Source organism: Pseudomonas sp. MYb193 (assembly GCF_002966775.1).
GTDB lineage: Bacteria > Pseudomonadota > Gammaproteobacteria > Pseudomonadales > Pseudomonadaceae > Aquipseudomonas > Aquipseudomonas paracarnis.
Window position 1 is genome coordinate 5,473,898 of sequence record NZ_CP023269.1, and the last position, 13,998, is coordinate 5,487,895.

14 protein-coding genes are annotated in these 13,998 nt (G+C 61.0%); 7 read left to right on the plus strand and 7 right to left on the minus strand.

Annotated elements, in window-relative coordinates:
* Nucleotides 1-8: 8 nt before the first annotated feature.
* Both CLM72_RS25080 and CLM72_RS25085 read left to right on the plus strand, forming a co-directional pair.
* The gene (locus CLM72_RS25080) at nucleotides 9-530 is read left to right on the plus strand and encodes a DUF3299 domain-containing protein (RefSeq protein WP_105228715.1); all 522 of its coding nucleotides are present in this window, start codon (nucleotides 9-11) and stop codon (nucleotides 528-530) included.
* Nucleotides 531-669: 139 nt separating this feature from the next.
* A complete protein-coding gene (locus CLM72_RS25085) occupies nucleotides 670-1,368 on the plus strand; it encodes an OmpW family protein (RefSeq protein WP_014720136.1) in 699 nt (232 codons plus the stop codon).
* Nucleotides 1,369-1,534: 166 nt separating this feature from the next.
* Here CLM72_RS25085 and CLM72_RS25090 read toward each other — a convergent pair whose 3' ends face one another.
* Together CLM72_RS25090 and CLM72_RS25095 are read right to left on the minus strand one after the other, a co-directional pair.
* Nucleotides 1,535-2,419, minus strand: coding sequence for a sugar nucleotide-binding protein (locus CLM72_RS25090; protein WP_105228716.1), 885 nt, complete (start codon nucleotides 2,417-2,419; stop codon nucleotides 1,535-1,537).
* A gap of 112 nt (nucleotides 2,420-2,531) precedes the next feature.
* The gene (locus CLM72_RS25095; protein ID WP_105228717.1) at nucleotides 2,532-4,616 is read right to left on the minus strand and encodes a mechanosensitive ion channel family protein; all 2,085 of its coding nucleotides are present in this window, start codon (nucleotides 4,614-4,616) and stop codon (nucleotides 2,532-2,534) included.
* A 188-nt stretch (nucleotides 4,617-4,804) separates the two neighbouring features.
* On the opposite strand from CLM72_RS25095, the gene CLM72_RS25100 reads away from it, so the two are divergent.
* The 4 genes from CLM72_RS25100 to CLM72_RS25115 are packed head-to-tail and all read left to right on the plus strand — an operon-like array spanning nucleotide 4,805 to nucleotide 8,736.
* Nucleotides 4,805-5,731: a DUF72 domain-containing protein gene (locus tag CLM72_RS25100; protein ID WP_105228718.1), complete on the plus strand. Its 927-nt coding sequence runs from the start codon at nucleotides 4,805-4,807 to the stop codon at nucleotides 5,729-5,731.
* Complete coding sequence (locus tag CLM72_RS25105) at nucleotides 5,728-6,504, plus strand: endonuclease/exonuclease/phosphatase family protein (protein WP_032895083.1); 777 nt, start codon at nucleotides 5,728-5,730, stop codon at nucleotides 6,502-6,504. Before CLM72_RS25100 ends, CLM72_RS25105 begins: the two co-directional genes overlap by 4 nt.
* Entirely contained in the window at nucleotides 6,501-7,763 is a 1,263-nt protein-coding gene (gene clsB / locus CLM72_RS25110) for a cardiolipin synthase ClsB (protein WP_105228719.1), read from the plus strand. Before CLM72_RS25105 ends, clsB begins: the two co-directional genes overlap by 4 nt.
* Entirely contained in the window at nucleotides 7,753-8,736 is a 984-nt protein-coding gene (locus CLM72_RS25115; RefSeq protein ID WP_105228720.1) for a lysylphosphatidylglycerol synthase domain-containing protein, read from the plus strand. Before clsB ends, CLM72_RS25115 begins: the two co-directional genes overlap by 11 nt.
* Nucleotides 8,737-8,849: 113 nt before the next feature.
* Here the strand turns inward: CLM72_RS25115 and CLM72_RS25120 are convergent, their stop codons facing one another.
* The 3 genes from CLM72_RS25120 to CLM72_RS25130 form a co-directional block, all read right to left on the minus strand.
* A complete protein-coding gene (locus CLM72_RS25120; RefSeq protein WP_105228721.1) occupies nucleotides 8,850-9,605 on the minus strand; it encodes a S9 family peptidase in 756 nt (251 codons plus the stop codon).
* On the minus strand, nucleotides 9,595-10,704 hold the full coding sequence (locus CLM72_RS25125) for a DUF3182 family protein (RefSeq protein ID WP_105228722.1): 1,110 nt from the start codon (nucleotides 10,702-10,704) through the stop codon (nucleotides 9,595-9,597). The genes CLM72_RS25120 and CLM72_RS25125 overlap by 11 nt, the downstream gene beginning before the upstream one ends.
* A 169-nt stretch (nucleotides 10,705-10,873) precedes the next feature.
* Nucleotides 10,874-11,845 carry a GlxA family transcriptional regulator gene (locus CLM72_RS25130; protein WP_105228723.1) on the minus strand — a complete coding sequence of 324 codons (972 nt, stop codon included), beginning with the start codon at nucleotides 11,843-11,845 and terminating at the stop codon, nucleotides 10,874-10,876.
* A gap of 96 nt (nucleotides 11,846-11,941) precedes the next feature.
* On the opposite strand from CLM72_RS25130, the gene CLM72_RS25135 reads away from it, so the two are divergent.
* Complete coding sequence (locus tag CLM72_RS25135) at nucleotides 11,942-12,505, plus strand: cysteine hydrolase family protein (RefSeq protein WP_105228724.1); 564 nt, start codon at nucleotides 11,942-11,944, stop codon at nucleotides 12,503-12,505.
* 21 nt (nucleotides 12,506-12,526) lie between these two features.
* Here the strand turns inward: CLM72_RS25135 and tam are convergent, their stop codons facing one another.
* Both tam and CLM72_RS25145 read right to left on the minus strand, forming a co-directional pair.
* A complete protein-coding gene (tam, locus tag CLM72_RS25140) occupies nucleotides 12,527-13,288 on the minus strand; it encodes a trans-aconitate 2-methyltransferase (protein ID WP_105228725.1) in 762 nt (253 codons plus the stop codon).
* Between the two features lie 189 nt (nucleotides 13,289-13,477).
* On the minus strand, nucleotides 13,478-13,993 hold the full coding sequence (locus CLM72_RS25145) for a single-stranded DNA-binding protein (protein ID WP_105228726.1): 516 nt from the start codon (nucleotides 13,991-13,993) through the stop codon (nucleotides 13,478-13,480).
* Nucleotides 13,994-13,998 lie beyond the last annotated feature (5 nt).

The window sequence follows — 13,998 nt, forward strand, 5'->3', positions numbered from 1 at the left end:
AGGCTTCGATGCGTCGTGCCCTGTTTGCCCTGTTGTTGTTGATGGCCGTGCCTGCCTGGGCGCAGGAACAGCCCAAGGATCTGTCCTGGCAGGAGATGATCCCGCCGGATGCGCCACCGGAAGTGCCCAATATGAAGCCGCTGCACGACCTGTCGAACATGGCCGATGCCTTGTCTGTCGAAGCCGCGCCGGCGGCCAAGCAGGACATGCCTAACGCGCCAGTGGTACAGAGCCTGGACGGCCAGTACATTCGCCTGCCGGGGTATATCGTGCCCCTGGAAGTCAGCGAAGAAGGCCGCACCACGGAGTTTCTGCTGGTGCCGTATTTCGGCGCCTGTATCCATGTGCCGCCACCGCCGTCGAACCAGATCGTGCATGTGAAAAGCGAGGTGGGGGTGAAGCTCGATGAGCTGTATCAACCGTACTGGATCGAGGGCGCGATGCAGGTCAAGCCATCGTCCAGCGAATTGGCGGACGCGGGTTACCAGATGGATGCCCAGAAGATTTACATGTACGAGCTCGAGGAATAACCCCACACACCGCAGCTCCCACAGGTTTAGATCAGTGGCGAAAGTGACTGATCACCCTTTCATTGAGCTGAGTCAAAAGACCGAACGGAACGATCTTTACCATTGGACGTACAACTTTTAAACGTCCTTTGGAGCTCCCATGAACAAGTCTCTGCTCGGCGCGTCCCTCTTCGCGCTCGCCCTCGTCGCCCCTGTCGCTCACGCTCACCAGGCGGGCGATATTCTGGTTCGCGCCGGTGCAATTACCGTGAACCCGAAGGCCGACAGCAGCAGCGTCAAGGTTGACCAGGGCCCATTGGCCGGCACCAATCTGGGCGGCAAGGCGACCATGAGCAGCGACACCCAACTGGGCTTGAACTTCGCCTACATGATCACCGACCACGTCGGCATCGAATTGCTCGCGGCCACGCCGTTCGAGCATGACGTGAAGATCAAGAACACCGCCCTGGGCGCCGCCAATGGCAAGCTCGGCACGCTGAAACACCTGCCGCCGACCTTGAGCGTCGTGTACTACCCGCTGGACCACAAATCCGCGTTCCAACCGTATGTGGGCGCCGGTATCAACTACACCTGGATCTACGACGAGCACGTGGGCAGCCGCGCCGAACAGGCTGGTTTCAGCAACTTCAAGGCCGAGAACTCTTGGGGCTGGGCTGCACAGATCGGCGCCGACTACATGATCAACGACAAGTGGATGATCAACGCCCAAGCGCGCTACATCGACATCAGCACCAAAGCGACTGTGGATAACAACGCGCTGGGCCAGGGCACTCGGGCCAAGGTCAATGTGGATGTAGACCCGATGGTTTACATGGTGGGTATCGGTTACAAATTCTGAGTTCGGTTTAAGCCACACCGCATAACCCATGTGGGAGGGGGCTTATGTGGGAGCCGGGCTTGCCCGCGATGCAGACACCACGGTGTATCAGTGATACCCAGGTGATGCTATCGCAGGCAAGCCAGCTTCCACATAAGCCCCCTCCCACATTTTGGTTTTGAGGGTGTCAGCTATGGCGGTAGAAGCGATCCAGTAGCGCCGGCAAACCTGCCCGCCATGCCCGTGGTTTGATGCCAAAGGTGTGGAGGATTTTCTTGCAGGCCAACACCGCATGCTGCGGTTCATCCGCCGCATCCGGCCGCGCTGCGTGAGCCTGGGCGGTGGGGGACTCGATGGCCAGCGGATGGAAGTTGCGCGCTTCAGTCAGAATCGCCTGCCCCAGCGCCAACGGGGTAGTCGCCTCGTGGCCGGCGTAGTGGTAGGTGCCCCACAGCGGCGCAGCGCAATCGAGTTGCTTGAGCACCGAGATGATCACCCGCGCCGCATCGTCCACCGGCGTCGGGTTGCCCCGGCGGTCGTCGGCCATCAGTAGCTCGTCGGCGCTCTCGGCCCGGGCCAGGAAGCGCCCGAGCGTGCCGTCGACGCTGTCATCGAGCAACCAGCCAAACCGCAGCAGCACATGCTGCGGGCACGTAGCGCGCACGCTTTGTTCGATACGCCACAACGCCTGGCCGCGCAGGCCCAGGGGCACCGGCTCGTCTTTCTCGCTGTAGGCGGTGGCGCGGGAGCCATCGAATACGCGGTAGCTGGACGGTTGCAGCAGGGTGATGCTGTGATGCTGGCACAGCTCGGCCAGGCGTTCGATGGCGAACTCCTGGGCGGCCAAGCGGGTTTCGCTCACGGCTTCGGCCTGGAACCAGTCGAAATAGTAGGCGAGGTTGATCAAGGCATCGGGACGGGTGTCGTCGAGCAATTGGGTGAGGCTTGCGGCATCCCAGCCGTCTTGGGGCGGTTTGGGGGCGAGGAAACCGATGTCTTCCTCCGCACCGAGGCGAATCAGCGCCTGCCCGAGGGCATTCCCGCCGCCCAGTAACATAAGGCGCATTCGCATAGATTGAGCAGGCCCGGTCTGTTTGGAACGATGGTTATTATCGACAGGCGCGTGTGCCCTGTCGTAGGTCATTGCCAGAATCGTTGCATTTTGCGGGCTTGTAGCGCAACCGTCACGGATTAAGTGTCTTGACGTCGGGTTCGGCGGCCTCCTGTTTCAGCGCCGTAGGGGGTGCAAGCAGCACCTGCTGTGGATAAGTCTGGGCGAAATGCACCGACTCGCAATTATCCACAAGCTTTTTCAAACGCTGGTTGAACGCGCGGCTGACCGCGTATTGGCCACCCGACACCGTACGGAACTGCGCCGTGAGCACCACGCCATTGAGGTCCATCTTGTCCACGCCAAATACTTCAAGCGGCCCTTGCAGGTTGTACTTGAGGAACACGTCGTCGCGAATCGATTGGCCCGCTTCGCGGATCAGCTCCACGGCCCTGTCCACATCGGTGTCGTAGGTGAATTGCACCGAGAAGAACGCATAGGCAAATTGACGGGACTGGTTAGTGACCGCCTTGATCTGCCCGAACGGCACCGAATGCACAAACCCCTTGCCGTCACGCAGGCGCAGGGTGCGGATGGTCAGGCCCTCCACGGTGCCGGCGTGGCCGGAGTCGAGCACCACCCAATCGCCGATGGACAGGGTGTCTTCGATAATGATGAACAGGCCGGTGATCACGTCCTGCACCAATTGCTGGGAACCGAAACCGATCGCCAGTCCCACCACCCCGGCGCCCGCCAGCAACGGCGCGACATTGATGCCCAGGTTGGCCATGGTGGTGATCGCGCAGATCACCACCAGGATGATCTTCACCGCATTGCGCAGCAGCGGCAGGATGGTTTTGACCCGGGTACTGGGCTGGCGACTGGAGCGTTTATTCACCGGCGGTTTGAGGGCTTCCTGGATCGCGGTGTCGAGCACCACCCAGAACAGCCAGGTCACCAACAGGATCAGGCCGATACTGCTGAGGGAATCACTGATGGCCCTGCCCACCGAGTTGCGCTGGGCGAATTCGAACAGCGAAACGCCCCAGATACGCCCGAGTATCTCGATAAACGCGATTGCCATGACGATACGCAAAATCGCGTGCAGCAAACTCAGGAAGCGTTCCTTGTAGGCACTGCTGCGCTGGATCGATACCTGGCTGCGGGACTTGAACAGGTGTTGCAGCACGGTGCTGAGAAACACCGTGCCGATCAGTAACAAGGTGGTGAGCAGCGCGCAGCGCAGGGCCTCTTGGTTGTCGTCACCGGCACCGATCAGGTTGACCGCCGACACCAGCACCATCAACAGAATCGGCCAGTACCAGAGCCCGGAAAACACCCGCAGCGACTGTTGTAATGCCGGATGTTTGAGGCGCTGGGCCAATGGCCGGTTGCGGATCAAATGGGCCACCGGCCGACGCAGGCGTACCACCAGCACGCCAAAGATGACCGCTGCAAACAGGCCGGTAAACACGGCGATGCTGCTGGTGATATTGCCGCCCAGTTGCCGAGCGATTTGCGGGCTGGTCAGTGCATCGCTGAGGGCCGCGAGAAAGCCGATCAGGAATAGAGGCTTGGGGCAATAGTCACGAATGATCCGCACGGCAGGCCGCTTGTGCCCGACATTGAACATGACAATGACGCACAGCAACAGCGAGGTGGAAAAGATGCCACTGCTGGTGGCGTAGGCAAAACACAGTGCCAGGGCTCGGCCGACAGACGCAGGTAAAAAGTGACTGACATAAAGGGTCAGCGGCAGGCAGATCAGCGCTGGAATCGTGTAGGGCACCACATAGCTCAGCAGGCCTTGCAGGCGCCGGCGCCGCGCGAGGAATGGGCGCAGGCTCGACCGTCGCACAATCAAGCGCCCAAGCATCGTCAACACCGCAAAGGCACCGACCCACACCCCGGACAACAGCAGAAAATCGCCCGCCACGCTCCAGGGCGAGCGTGCGGCTGTCTGGTCTACCAGGCGCCCTACTTCATCTGCAGCGCGGTCGGCACGCAGGCGCCAGGCGTCAATGAGGTTCTGGTTGAGGTCGAGCTTGTCTTGCACGTCATCAATACTGGAACTGATGGCCCCCAGCAGCCCGCCTTGCACCAGCAATTCCGGCTTGGCCGGCGTCTCGGCAGCGGGTGGCGTTGCTGCGGCTTGCAATGCGCCGTTGCCGCAAAGCAGCAGCACGCCGAGCAGTAATGCAGTCTTTAGATTCAGCAAAACAGCAAGCTCCTTCAGCAGGGTCTGTAAGGAACTGACGGGTTTGGGCCTTGATCGTTCCCCGCATGGGCTATGCCCTCCCCTATTTTCATACCCTGTACCGCCTGTAGGAATGTGGAAACTTTCAGCCAAATAGCGCAGTCATCCCATAACGGAGGTCACCTCACCCACCATCCACGGGAGCACACATGGCGGCGATTCACATCGGCATTTCCGGCTGGCGCTACACGCCCTGGCGCGGGGACTTTTACCCCGAAGGGCTGACCCAGAAACGCGAGTTGCAGTTTGCGTCACGCGCCGTCAACAGCATCGAAATCAACGGCTCGTTCTACGCGCTGCAAACCCCCAAGCGCTACGCCGAGTGGTATGCCGATACGCCCGAAGGTTTCCTGTTCAGTGTCAAGGCGCCCCGTTTCATCACGCATATCCTGCGCCTGCGCGACGTGCACAAGCCGATGGCAAATTTCTTCGCTTCCGGGGTGCTGGAACTCAAAGAAAAACTCGGCCCCATCCTCTGGCAGTTTCCGCCCAGCTTCAAATTCGACGCCACGCTGTTCGAAACCTTCCTGGCCGAGTTACCCACCAACACGCAACAGGCCGCCGCCCTCGCCCGCCAGCATGAGCCACGCCTGAACGGCAAGGCGAGCATGAAGGCCTATGCCAAGAAGCCGTTGCGCCATGCCGTGGAGATTCGCCATATGAGTTTTGCCGTGCCCGAGTTCATCAAGATGCTGGATAAGCACGGTGTGGCGCTGGTGGTTGCGGACACTGCCGGCAAGTGGCCGTACGTGGAAGACGTGACCGCCAACTTCATGTACCTGCGCTTGCACGGCGACAAGCAGTTATACGCCAGCGGTTATAGCGCCGAAGCGCTCCAGCGCTGGGGTGACCGCATCAATCGCTGGGCCCAGGGCAAGCAGCCTGCCGATGCACACCTAATCGACCCTCACCACACACCCCGCAGGCGTAAACAGCGCGATGTGTTCTGCTTTTTCGACAACGACATCAAAGTTCGTGCCCCCTTCGATGCACGCCAATTGCTGCAACGTTTCGGGCTGGACCAACACCTGCTCACCGAACCTGGCCGGCTGCCGGAACCAGGAGTATTGCCATGACGCATCCAGAGCTGATCCCCACCCCGCCGACCACCGCCATCACCCGTTTCACGGTGCTGACGGTTAATATCCACAAGGGTTTCACCGCACTGAATCGCCGCTTCATCTTGCCCGAGCTGCGTGAAGCGGTGCGCAGCGTGGGCGCAGACATGGTGTTCTTGCAGGAGATCCATGGCACTCACGAACGCCATCCCCAGCGCTACAGCGACTGGCCAAAAATGCCGCAGTATGAGTTCCTGGCCGACAGCATCTGGCCGCAGTTTGCCTATGGGCGCAATGCCGTGTACCCCCATGGCGACCATGGCAATGCACTGCTGTCGAAATTCCAGATCATCCGCTACGACAACCTCGACATCTCGCAAAGCGGCCATGAAAACCGCGGCCTGCTGCATTGCGTGCTGCGCCTGCCGGGCAGCGGTCAGCAGGTGCACGCGATCTGCATCCATCTGGGCTTGCGCGAGGTGCATCGCCAACAGCAATTGCGGTTGCTTGAACAACGCATCAGCGAGATTCCCGCCGATGCGCCGTTGGTGGTCGCTGGCGATTTCAATGACTGGCGGCAAAAAGCCGACCTGAGCCAAAGCGGTCTGCAGGAAGTGTTTATGCACACCCTCGGCAAACCGGCGCGCACCTTCCCGGCACGCCTGCCGTTGCTGCCGCTGGACCGCATTTATGTGCGCAACCTGACGGTGCACAACCCTCGCGTGCTCACCACTCGCCCCTGGTCCCATTTATCAGACCATGTACCGCTGTCGGTGGAGGTTGAGCTATGAACGTTGCGGTAGACCATATCGCCACAGACCAACCGCCAGATGACAGCAAGGCGCGATATCTGGATTACGGCTGGCAGAGCGGCAACCAGGTGGCGTTGCTGGAGAACGGCGAGGCGTACTTTCCTGCCGTGTTCGAGGCATTGCGCAGCGCCGAGCGCGAGATCCTGCTGGAGACCTTCATCCTTTTTGAAGACAAGGTCGGCTTTGAGCTGCACAGCATCCTCATCGAGGCGGCCAAGCGTGGGGTAAAGGTGGTGGTCAGCCTCGACGGTTTTGGTTGCGGCGAGCTGAGCCCGGGCTTCCTGCGGGAGTTGGCCGAAGCCGGGGTGATGGTGCAGATGTTCGACCCGGCGCCCAAGACCTTCGGCATACGCACTAACTGGTTTCGCCGCCTGCACCGCAAGATTGTAGTGGTGGATGCCCGCGTGGCGTTTATCGGCGGGATCAATTTTTCTGCTGACCACTTGGCGGATTTCGGCCCCGAAGCCAAGCAGGATTACGCCGTGCAGGTGATCGGCCCGGCCGTGGCCGACCTGCACCATTTCGCCCTTGCCCAAAGTGGCCGCCAGGTGCGCAGCCGTCGCGGTTGGCGGCGGCGCCAACAGCGGCCTTCACCCTGGACGAACGAGCCAGGCGACGGCCTGGTACGCCTGATTTACCGCGACAATATCCAGCATCGTGACGACATCGAAGACGCGTATATCCACGCCTTGAGCCAGGCCCGGCAGCGGGTGGTGATCGCTAACGCGTACTTCTTCCCCGGCTATCGCCTGCTTCGCGAGATACGTAACGCGGCGCGCCGTGGCGTGCAGGTGCAATTGATCATGCAGGGCCAGCCCGACGTGCTGTTGGCGAAACTGGCCGCGCGCATGCTCTATGACTATCTGCTCAAGGATGGCGTGGTGATTCACGAATACTGCCAACGCCCACTGCACGGAAAGGTGGCGCTGGTGGATGACGAATGGAGCACCGTCGGTTCGAGCAACCTGGACCCACTGAGCCTGGCATTGAACCTGGAGGCCAATGTGCTGATTCGCGACCGGGCTTTCAATCAGCAGCTCTACGAACGCCTGGAAGCCCTCGCCCACAATCATTGCCAGACCATGCCGGAAAAGCGCAAGCCACGCCTGTGGCTCTGGCGCTTGACCGTGGGCTTCCTGGTGTTTCATGTGATGCGCCATTTCCCGGTACTGGCCAGTTGGTTGCCGGCCCACAAACCGCGCTTGAAACCTTTTGAGGCCACGCCCCATGACGTCTGAAGCCCGCCCCCAAGCGCAAGCCTCTGGGTTCAAGCGCTGGAAGAAACCGCTGACGATCGCGTTCTTCGTGCTGCTGATTGTGTTGTTTACCCTGCTGGCCCGGCGCATCGACTGGAGCGAAGTGTTCCAGACCCTGAGCGAGTTCAAGCTACGCACATTGTTCATCGCCGGCGCGCTGACGCTGTGCAGTTTTATCGTCTATGCCTGCTTCGACTTGATCGGCCGCACCTACATTCGCCAGCCGTTGCGTTGGAAGCAGATATTGCCGGTGGGTTTCATCAGCTACGCGTTCAACCTCAACCTCAGCGCCTGGGTCGGTGGCATCGCCATGCGGTATCGGCTGTATTCGCGCCTGGGCGTCAGCACCAGCAATATCGCCAAGATCCTCGGCCTGAGCCTGGCCACCAATTGGTTCGGCTATATGGCGTTGGCCGGGGTGGTGTTCAGCAGCGGGTTGGTGTTCAGCAGCGGGTTGGTGACCCTGCCGCCAGGCTGGAAGCTCAGCAGCGGCGCCTTGCAAGGCGTCGGGGTGTTATTGGTGATCGCGAGCCTGGGCTACCTGGCGGCGTGCCGGTTTTCGAAAAAGCGCGCGTGGTCGATTCGCGGCATCGAGATCAACTTGCCGTCGTTGCGCATGGCCTGTTTGCAGTTGGCCCTGGGTGCGTTGAACTGGTCATTGATGGCCGCGGTGATCTTTACCTTGCTGCCGGCCAAACTGGATTACCCACTGGTGCTGGGCGTGCTGTTGATCAGCGCGATTGCCGGAGTGGTCACCCATATCCCCGCCGGGTTGGGGGTGTTGGAGGCGGTGTTCATTGCACTGTTGCAACATGAGGCGTCGCGGGGGAGTTTGCTGGCGGGGCTGATCGCGTATCGGGCGATTTACTTTATCTGCCCGTTGTTGATTGCACTGGTGATGTATTTGGGGGTGGAGGCCAAGGCCAAGGCGTTGCGAGTGAAGAAGACAGCCTGATGAGGCGGTGGTGACTGTTGAATCGCTATCGCGGGCAAGCCCGGCTCCCACAGGGGAATGCATTCCAAGGTGGGAGCCGGGCTTGCCCGCGATAGCGATCACCAAGGCAACACCTATCGGGACTGAATGATGCTCAACCGCTCCCCCACCACCATCTCGGTAATCCAGTCCACCAGGATCGAGGTGTACGCCTGCTGCGACACCGGGTCGCTCAGGGAATGGTCGGCGCCGTCGATGATGCGGTGGGTCAGCGAATGGGTCTGCTGGCACGCCGCGCGGTAACTCATGATGGTGGCGTGGGGCACATGGTCGTCGGTTTCCGATTCGACAATCAGCACATCGCCGGTAAATTGCGCGCAGGCATGCAGGGCGCGGTTGGTTTCGGCGTGCACGAGGGTGCCACGGTAATCCATCAGGTCGGCTTTATCCAAGTCGCGCTTGGGCTTGAGCCATTCCTGGTCGCGGTACAGCGCCGGCACTCGCAGCGCCAGCCAACGTACCGGGCGCAACGAGGTGAGGATCGCCGCGAGGTACCCGCCATAGCTGGTGCCCACCACTGCCACCGCCGAGGTGTCGATAGCCGGGTGGGACAGCAGGCGGTCGTAGGCGGCCAGCAGGTCGCGCAGGTTGTCTTCGCGGGTGACGCGGGACAAGGGGATGCCGGTGCCAGCATGGCCACGCAGGTCGAAGGTCAGGCATACACATCCAAGGCCTGCGATGCCTTTGGCCCGCTCCAGGTCGCGCTCCTGGCTGCCGCCCCAGCCGTGCACGAACAACACGCCGGGCACTTTGGACTTGGGACTGAGGAATGTCCCGCTCATCTGTTCGTCGTCTATACCGATGGTGATGCTCTCGCTTCTAGCCGTCATAAGTCTTGACCGTCACATACTTGAGTAGAAAGTCGCTGTTTTCGGCCGGGCCTCGGTATACCTCGATGGCATGCGCCGGCAGCGCCTGGTCTACATAGGTTTCTACCGAGGACACACGGATGGCCTTAAGGCCCGGATGGTTGATAAAACTCTGCAACGCCGCGACTTCCGCGCTGCTGGCCCCGCCCATGCGCCAGGATTGTTCGAGCACACCACTGCGGCGCTGGCCTGTGCTGTCCAGGCCTTGGGCGATGTCGTAGTTGCGGCGCGAGGCGAAGAAGCCTGGGTAGGCCTCATTCGCAGCACGGTCAAAAACCAGCGCCTGTTCGATGGCCTCACGCACGTCTTCAGGCAGATCCAGTTTGAGCAGGGCTGCGTAATCACCGGGGACGACCAGCAGATCGGAACCGCCGTAGACCTCTTCCCCCTGCCCGTCTTGCGTCAGGTGCTGCTCGCCGCAGTAGCTGAAGAGGTGATCGCCGATAAAACTCTGGCCCACACTGTGGGTGACCACCTCGTGCAGGTCTTGTTCCAGCACCATACCTTCATTGAACATTCGGGCCGCTTCCGGGCGCGCCACTATCGCGTCGAACTCATCCAGGCTGTGGATAACTTCCTGCCCCCGCCCTGCACAGGCATTTACGGGTTTCAGACGAATCGGGCCGCTGTAGAGCAAGCGGGTCGCGGCAGACCGTGCATCCTCAAGGGCGAACACACTCACACCGTCCAACACCACGTCACGCACACGCTCGCAGAATGACGGCGACCAGCCTTCGGGCGCCTTTGCCTCGGGACTCAGCAGGCCGTGACTGATGGCTTTGGTGCAGATGAACGCGTGATCGACATAGCCGCCCCACAGATCGCCCGGCCCCTTGATATTGAGCTGGCGCGCTTGGGCGGGCCCGACCAGGGTTTGCGTGGGCAGCAGATACAATTCCCGACCCGCATGCAGGGCCGGGTCGTAACTGCCCCCGAACTTGAGCCCCAGGATCTGCGCGAGCCAGCGTGCGAGGGCTCGGTTGGTTTCGATTTCATGCAGGGGCGCCCCCTCTCGCATGGAGTGGGCGACCACCAACTTCTTGCGACTTATGGGGGTCATGCGGTCCCCTTTTCCATCAACCTTTGTGTAGCAGTGAGGTTGCATGGATCAGGCCAACGCGGGGATTGAGGCGAGAGCTGTTAAATCAATCAGTTGCGCAAAAAGTGATGGCCGTTAGCCTGTTTTATTTTGCACGACCCGGGGCGAACCCTGCGGCGTTCTGCACGATTCAAACCCCGAAGCGGTTGCGGTAATCACTGGGGGACAGGCCGGTGATTTTCTTGAAGATGGCGCGAAAGGCGCTGGGGTCCTGATAGCCGACGGTCCAGGCAATGTGATCGATCGTGCCGTTAGTGAACTCCAGCATCTGCCGCGCCTTGCCGACTCGCAGATGCTGACAGTACTCGGTGGGTTTCAGCCCGGTGGCGTTGCGAAAGCGGCGCAAGAACGTGCGCGCCTCCAAGTTCGCCTCCTGCGCCATCGCCGCCACGGACACATCCACCGCGCCACTGGCCTGCAGCCAATGCTGGACCTTGAGAACCGCACCATCACCATGCCTGAGAATCGGCGCAAAGTTGCTACCGCACTGGCTGGCACTGGCGCTGTGCTCGATCACCAGAAAGCGCGCAGTGTCAGCTGCAATGCTCGGACCCATAAGCCGATCGACCAGGCGCAGGCCCAGCTCCGACCAGGCCATCAGCCCAGCGGAGGTGATCAGGTCGCCGTCATCGACAATAGGTTTATCCGCTTCCAGTCGCACCGCCGGGTAACAGGCCGCAAAAGATTTCGCGGAGGACCAGTGGGTGGTGGCACTGCGGCCATCCAACAGGCCGCTGCGCGCCAGCATGATCGAGCCGATGCACACGCCGCCCAGCACGGTGCCGCCCGCATGTTGCAGGCGCAGCCATTCCAGCAGCGCAAGCGGCGCCTGGTCTTCGGTGAACTCTGCAATCGAGGGCGGCACCAACACGGCCATCATCGGTTGCTCGGGGCCTGGGTGGCTGTCGAACGTGCGCGCGGGCGTGCCGTGGGCATCTACCTGCCAGTGGCTGACCCGCAGCAGCGGTAATTGCGCAGATTCATGCTCGGCGGCGATGCGGTTAGCGACCCCGAACAGGTCGGTCAGCCCGTGGACTGCGGCGAGTTGCGCGCCCTGGTAGATCAACACACCCAGCTCGACAGTGCTGCGTTGCGCGGCCATTGTCAGTTTTCCCCCTGTTATTGTCGGTGCAGCCAATTCTCGGTGTGATCGCCAGCTAAGATACTAGGCCCATCAACCCATCACGAGGCAACACACATGGCCAAGCAGGCGCTCATCCTAATCGATATCCAGAACGACTACTTCCCCCAGGGCAAGTGGCCGCTCGACGGCGTGGAAGCCGCAGCGGACAAGGCGGCGCAGGTGCTCCAGGCGTTTCGACAAGCAGGCGATGCGGTGATTCATGTACGGCATGAGTTCGCTGGCGACGACGCACCGTTCTTCACACCGGGCTCCGAAGGCGCGCATTTGCATGCCAAGGTGCTCAACGAGGGCGATGAACCGGTGGTGCTCAAACACTTCGTGAATGCGTTTCGCCAAACCAACCTGCGCGAACTGCTGGAACAGCGCAGCATCACCGATGTGGTGGTAGTGGGCAGCATGAGCCATATGTGCGTTGACGCCGTGGTGCGGGCGGCAGCGGACCTGGGCTACAAGGTTACGGTGATCCATGACGCCTGCGCGACCCGCGACCAGGAATTCAACGGCCAGGTGATTCCGGCGGCACAGGTGCACGGGGCGTACATGGCCTCCCTGGCATTTGGCTATGCGGTTGTAGTGTCGGCAGAGGAATATCTGAAAGCCCAAGCAGCGGCTGCGTGACCGCCACCTGGGCTGATCGCTTTAGCGTGTGGCAATGATGAACAGCCGCGGAAAGGGCAACAACACCGTGCCATCGGCCAGGGCTGGATAAGCCTGGGTAATTCGCGCCTGGTATTGCTGCAGGAAGGCGGCTTTTTCATCGTCCGTCAACGGCGCAAGAAAAGGCCGCAATGCCGAAGCCTTGAACCACTCCACCACCGCCGCGTGGTCCGCCAAGGGGTGTTGATAGGTGGTGCGCCACACATCCACGGTACTGCAATGCTTGCTCAGCAGTTCGTAGTAATAACTGGCGGTGTGCCGTTCATTGTGTTTGACCGCCCCTATCTTTGCCGACCATGGGCCATCGGCCGCGACTTCTCGGGCAAGACGATGGGCGGGCTCGTCAAGGTTGTCCGGGGTTTGCACCGCCAGCGTACCGCCTGGGTTCAGTTGGTGGACCAAATGCGGGTAGAGCGTGGCGTGGTCGGGCAGCCATTGCAGCGAGGCATTGGCCAGAATCACATCCAAGCGTTGCGCAGGATGCCAGGCGCCGATATCTGCCAGCTCGAAGTTCAACCTGGGCAGGCGCTTGCGGGCGTCTGCCAACATGTCATCGGAGCTGTCCATGCCAGTGACGTGCGCTTGGGGGAAACGCTCGGCCAGCACTTGGGTGGAGTTTCCCGGCCCGCACCCCAGGTCGACTGCGGTGCCCACGTCGGTGTTGGGAATTGCCGCAACCAGGTCACGGACGGGGCGAGTGCGCTGCTGTTCGAACATCGTGTACTGCTTGGCGGACCAGGTCATCACAGCCTTCCTTCTTTCTTAGAGGTGGCGACAGCCTAAATCTTGTGAGCCATGAGAACAAATGCTGGGGTTGGTGTGCTGCCTGTATGTACTAAGGCATCCCGCGCTCGACGCCTGCACGTCGACCATAAAAAACCCCCGATGCTTTCGCTATCGGGGGTTTTGTTTGTTCAGGGTCGGTCTTGGACCTTAGAACGGGATATCGTCATCAAAGCTGTCGAAATCCGGAGCCGGTTGCGGGGCAGCCTGTTGTGGTGCTGGGCGCGACTCACGCTGTGGCTGTTGGCTTGGCTGCGGACGCGACTGCTGTGGGCGCGGTGCCGAGTTGGACATGCCGCCCTGGCCCTGTTGGTCGCCCTGTGGACGGCCGCCCAGCAGTTGCATGGTGCCTTGCATGTCGACCACGATTTCGGTGGTGTAACGCTTGATGCCGTCTTTTTCCCACTCGCGGGTTTGCAGTTTGCCTTCGATGTACACCTGCGAACCTTTGCGCAGGTATTCACCGGCGATCTCTGCGACCTTGCCGAACATCGACACGCGGTGCCACTCGGTTTTCTCTTTGCGCTCGTTGGTCTGCTTATCGGTCCATTGCTCGCTGGTCGCCAGACTCAGGTTGGTCACAGCATTACCGTTAGGCAAGTAGCGAACTTCGGGATCCTGGCCGCAAGTACCGACCAATATGACTTTGTTAACCCCACGGGCCATAACGT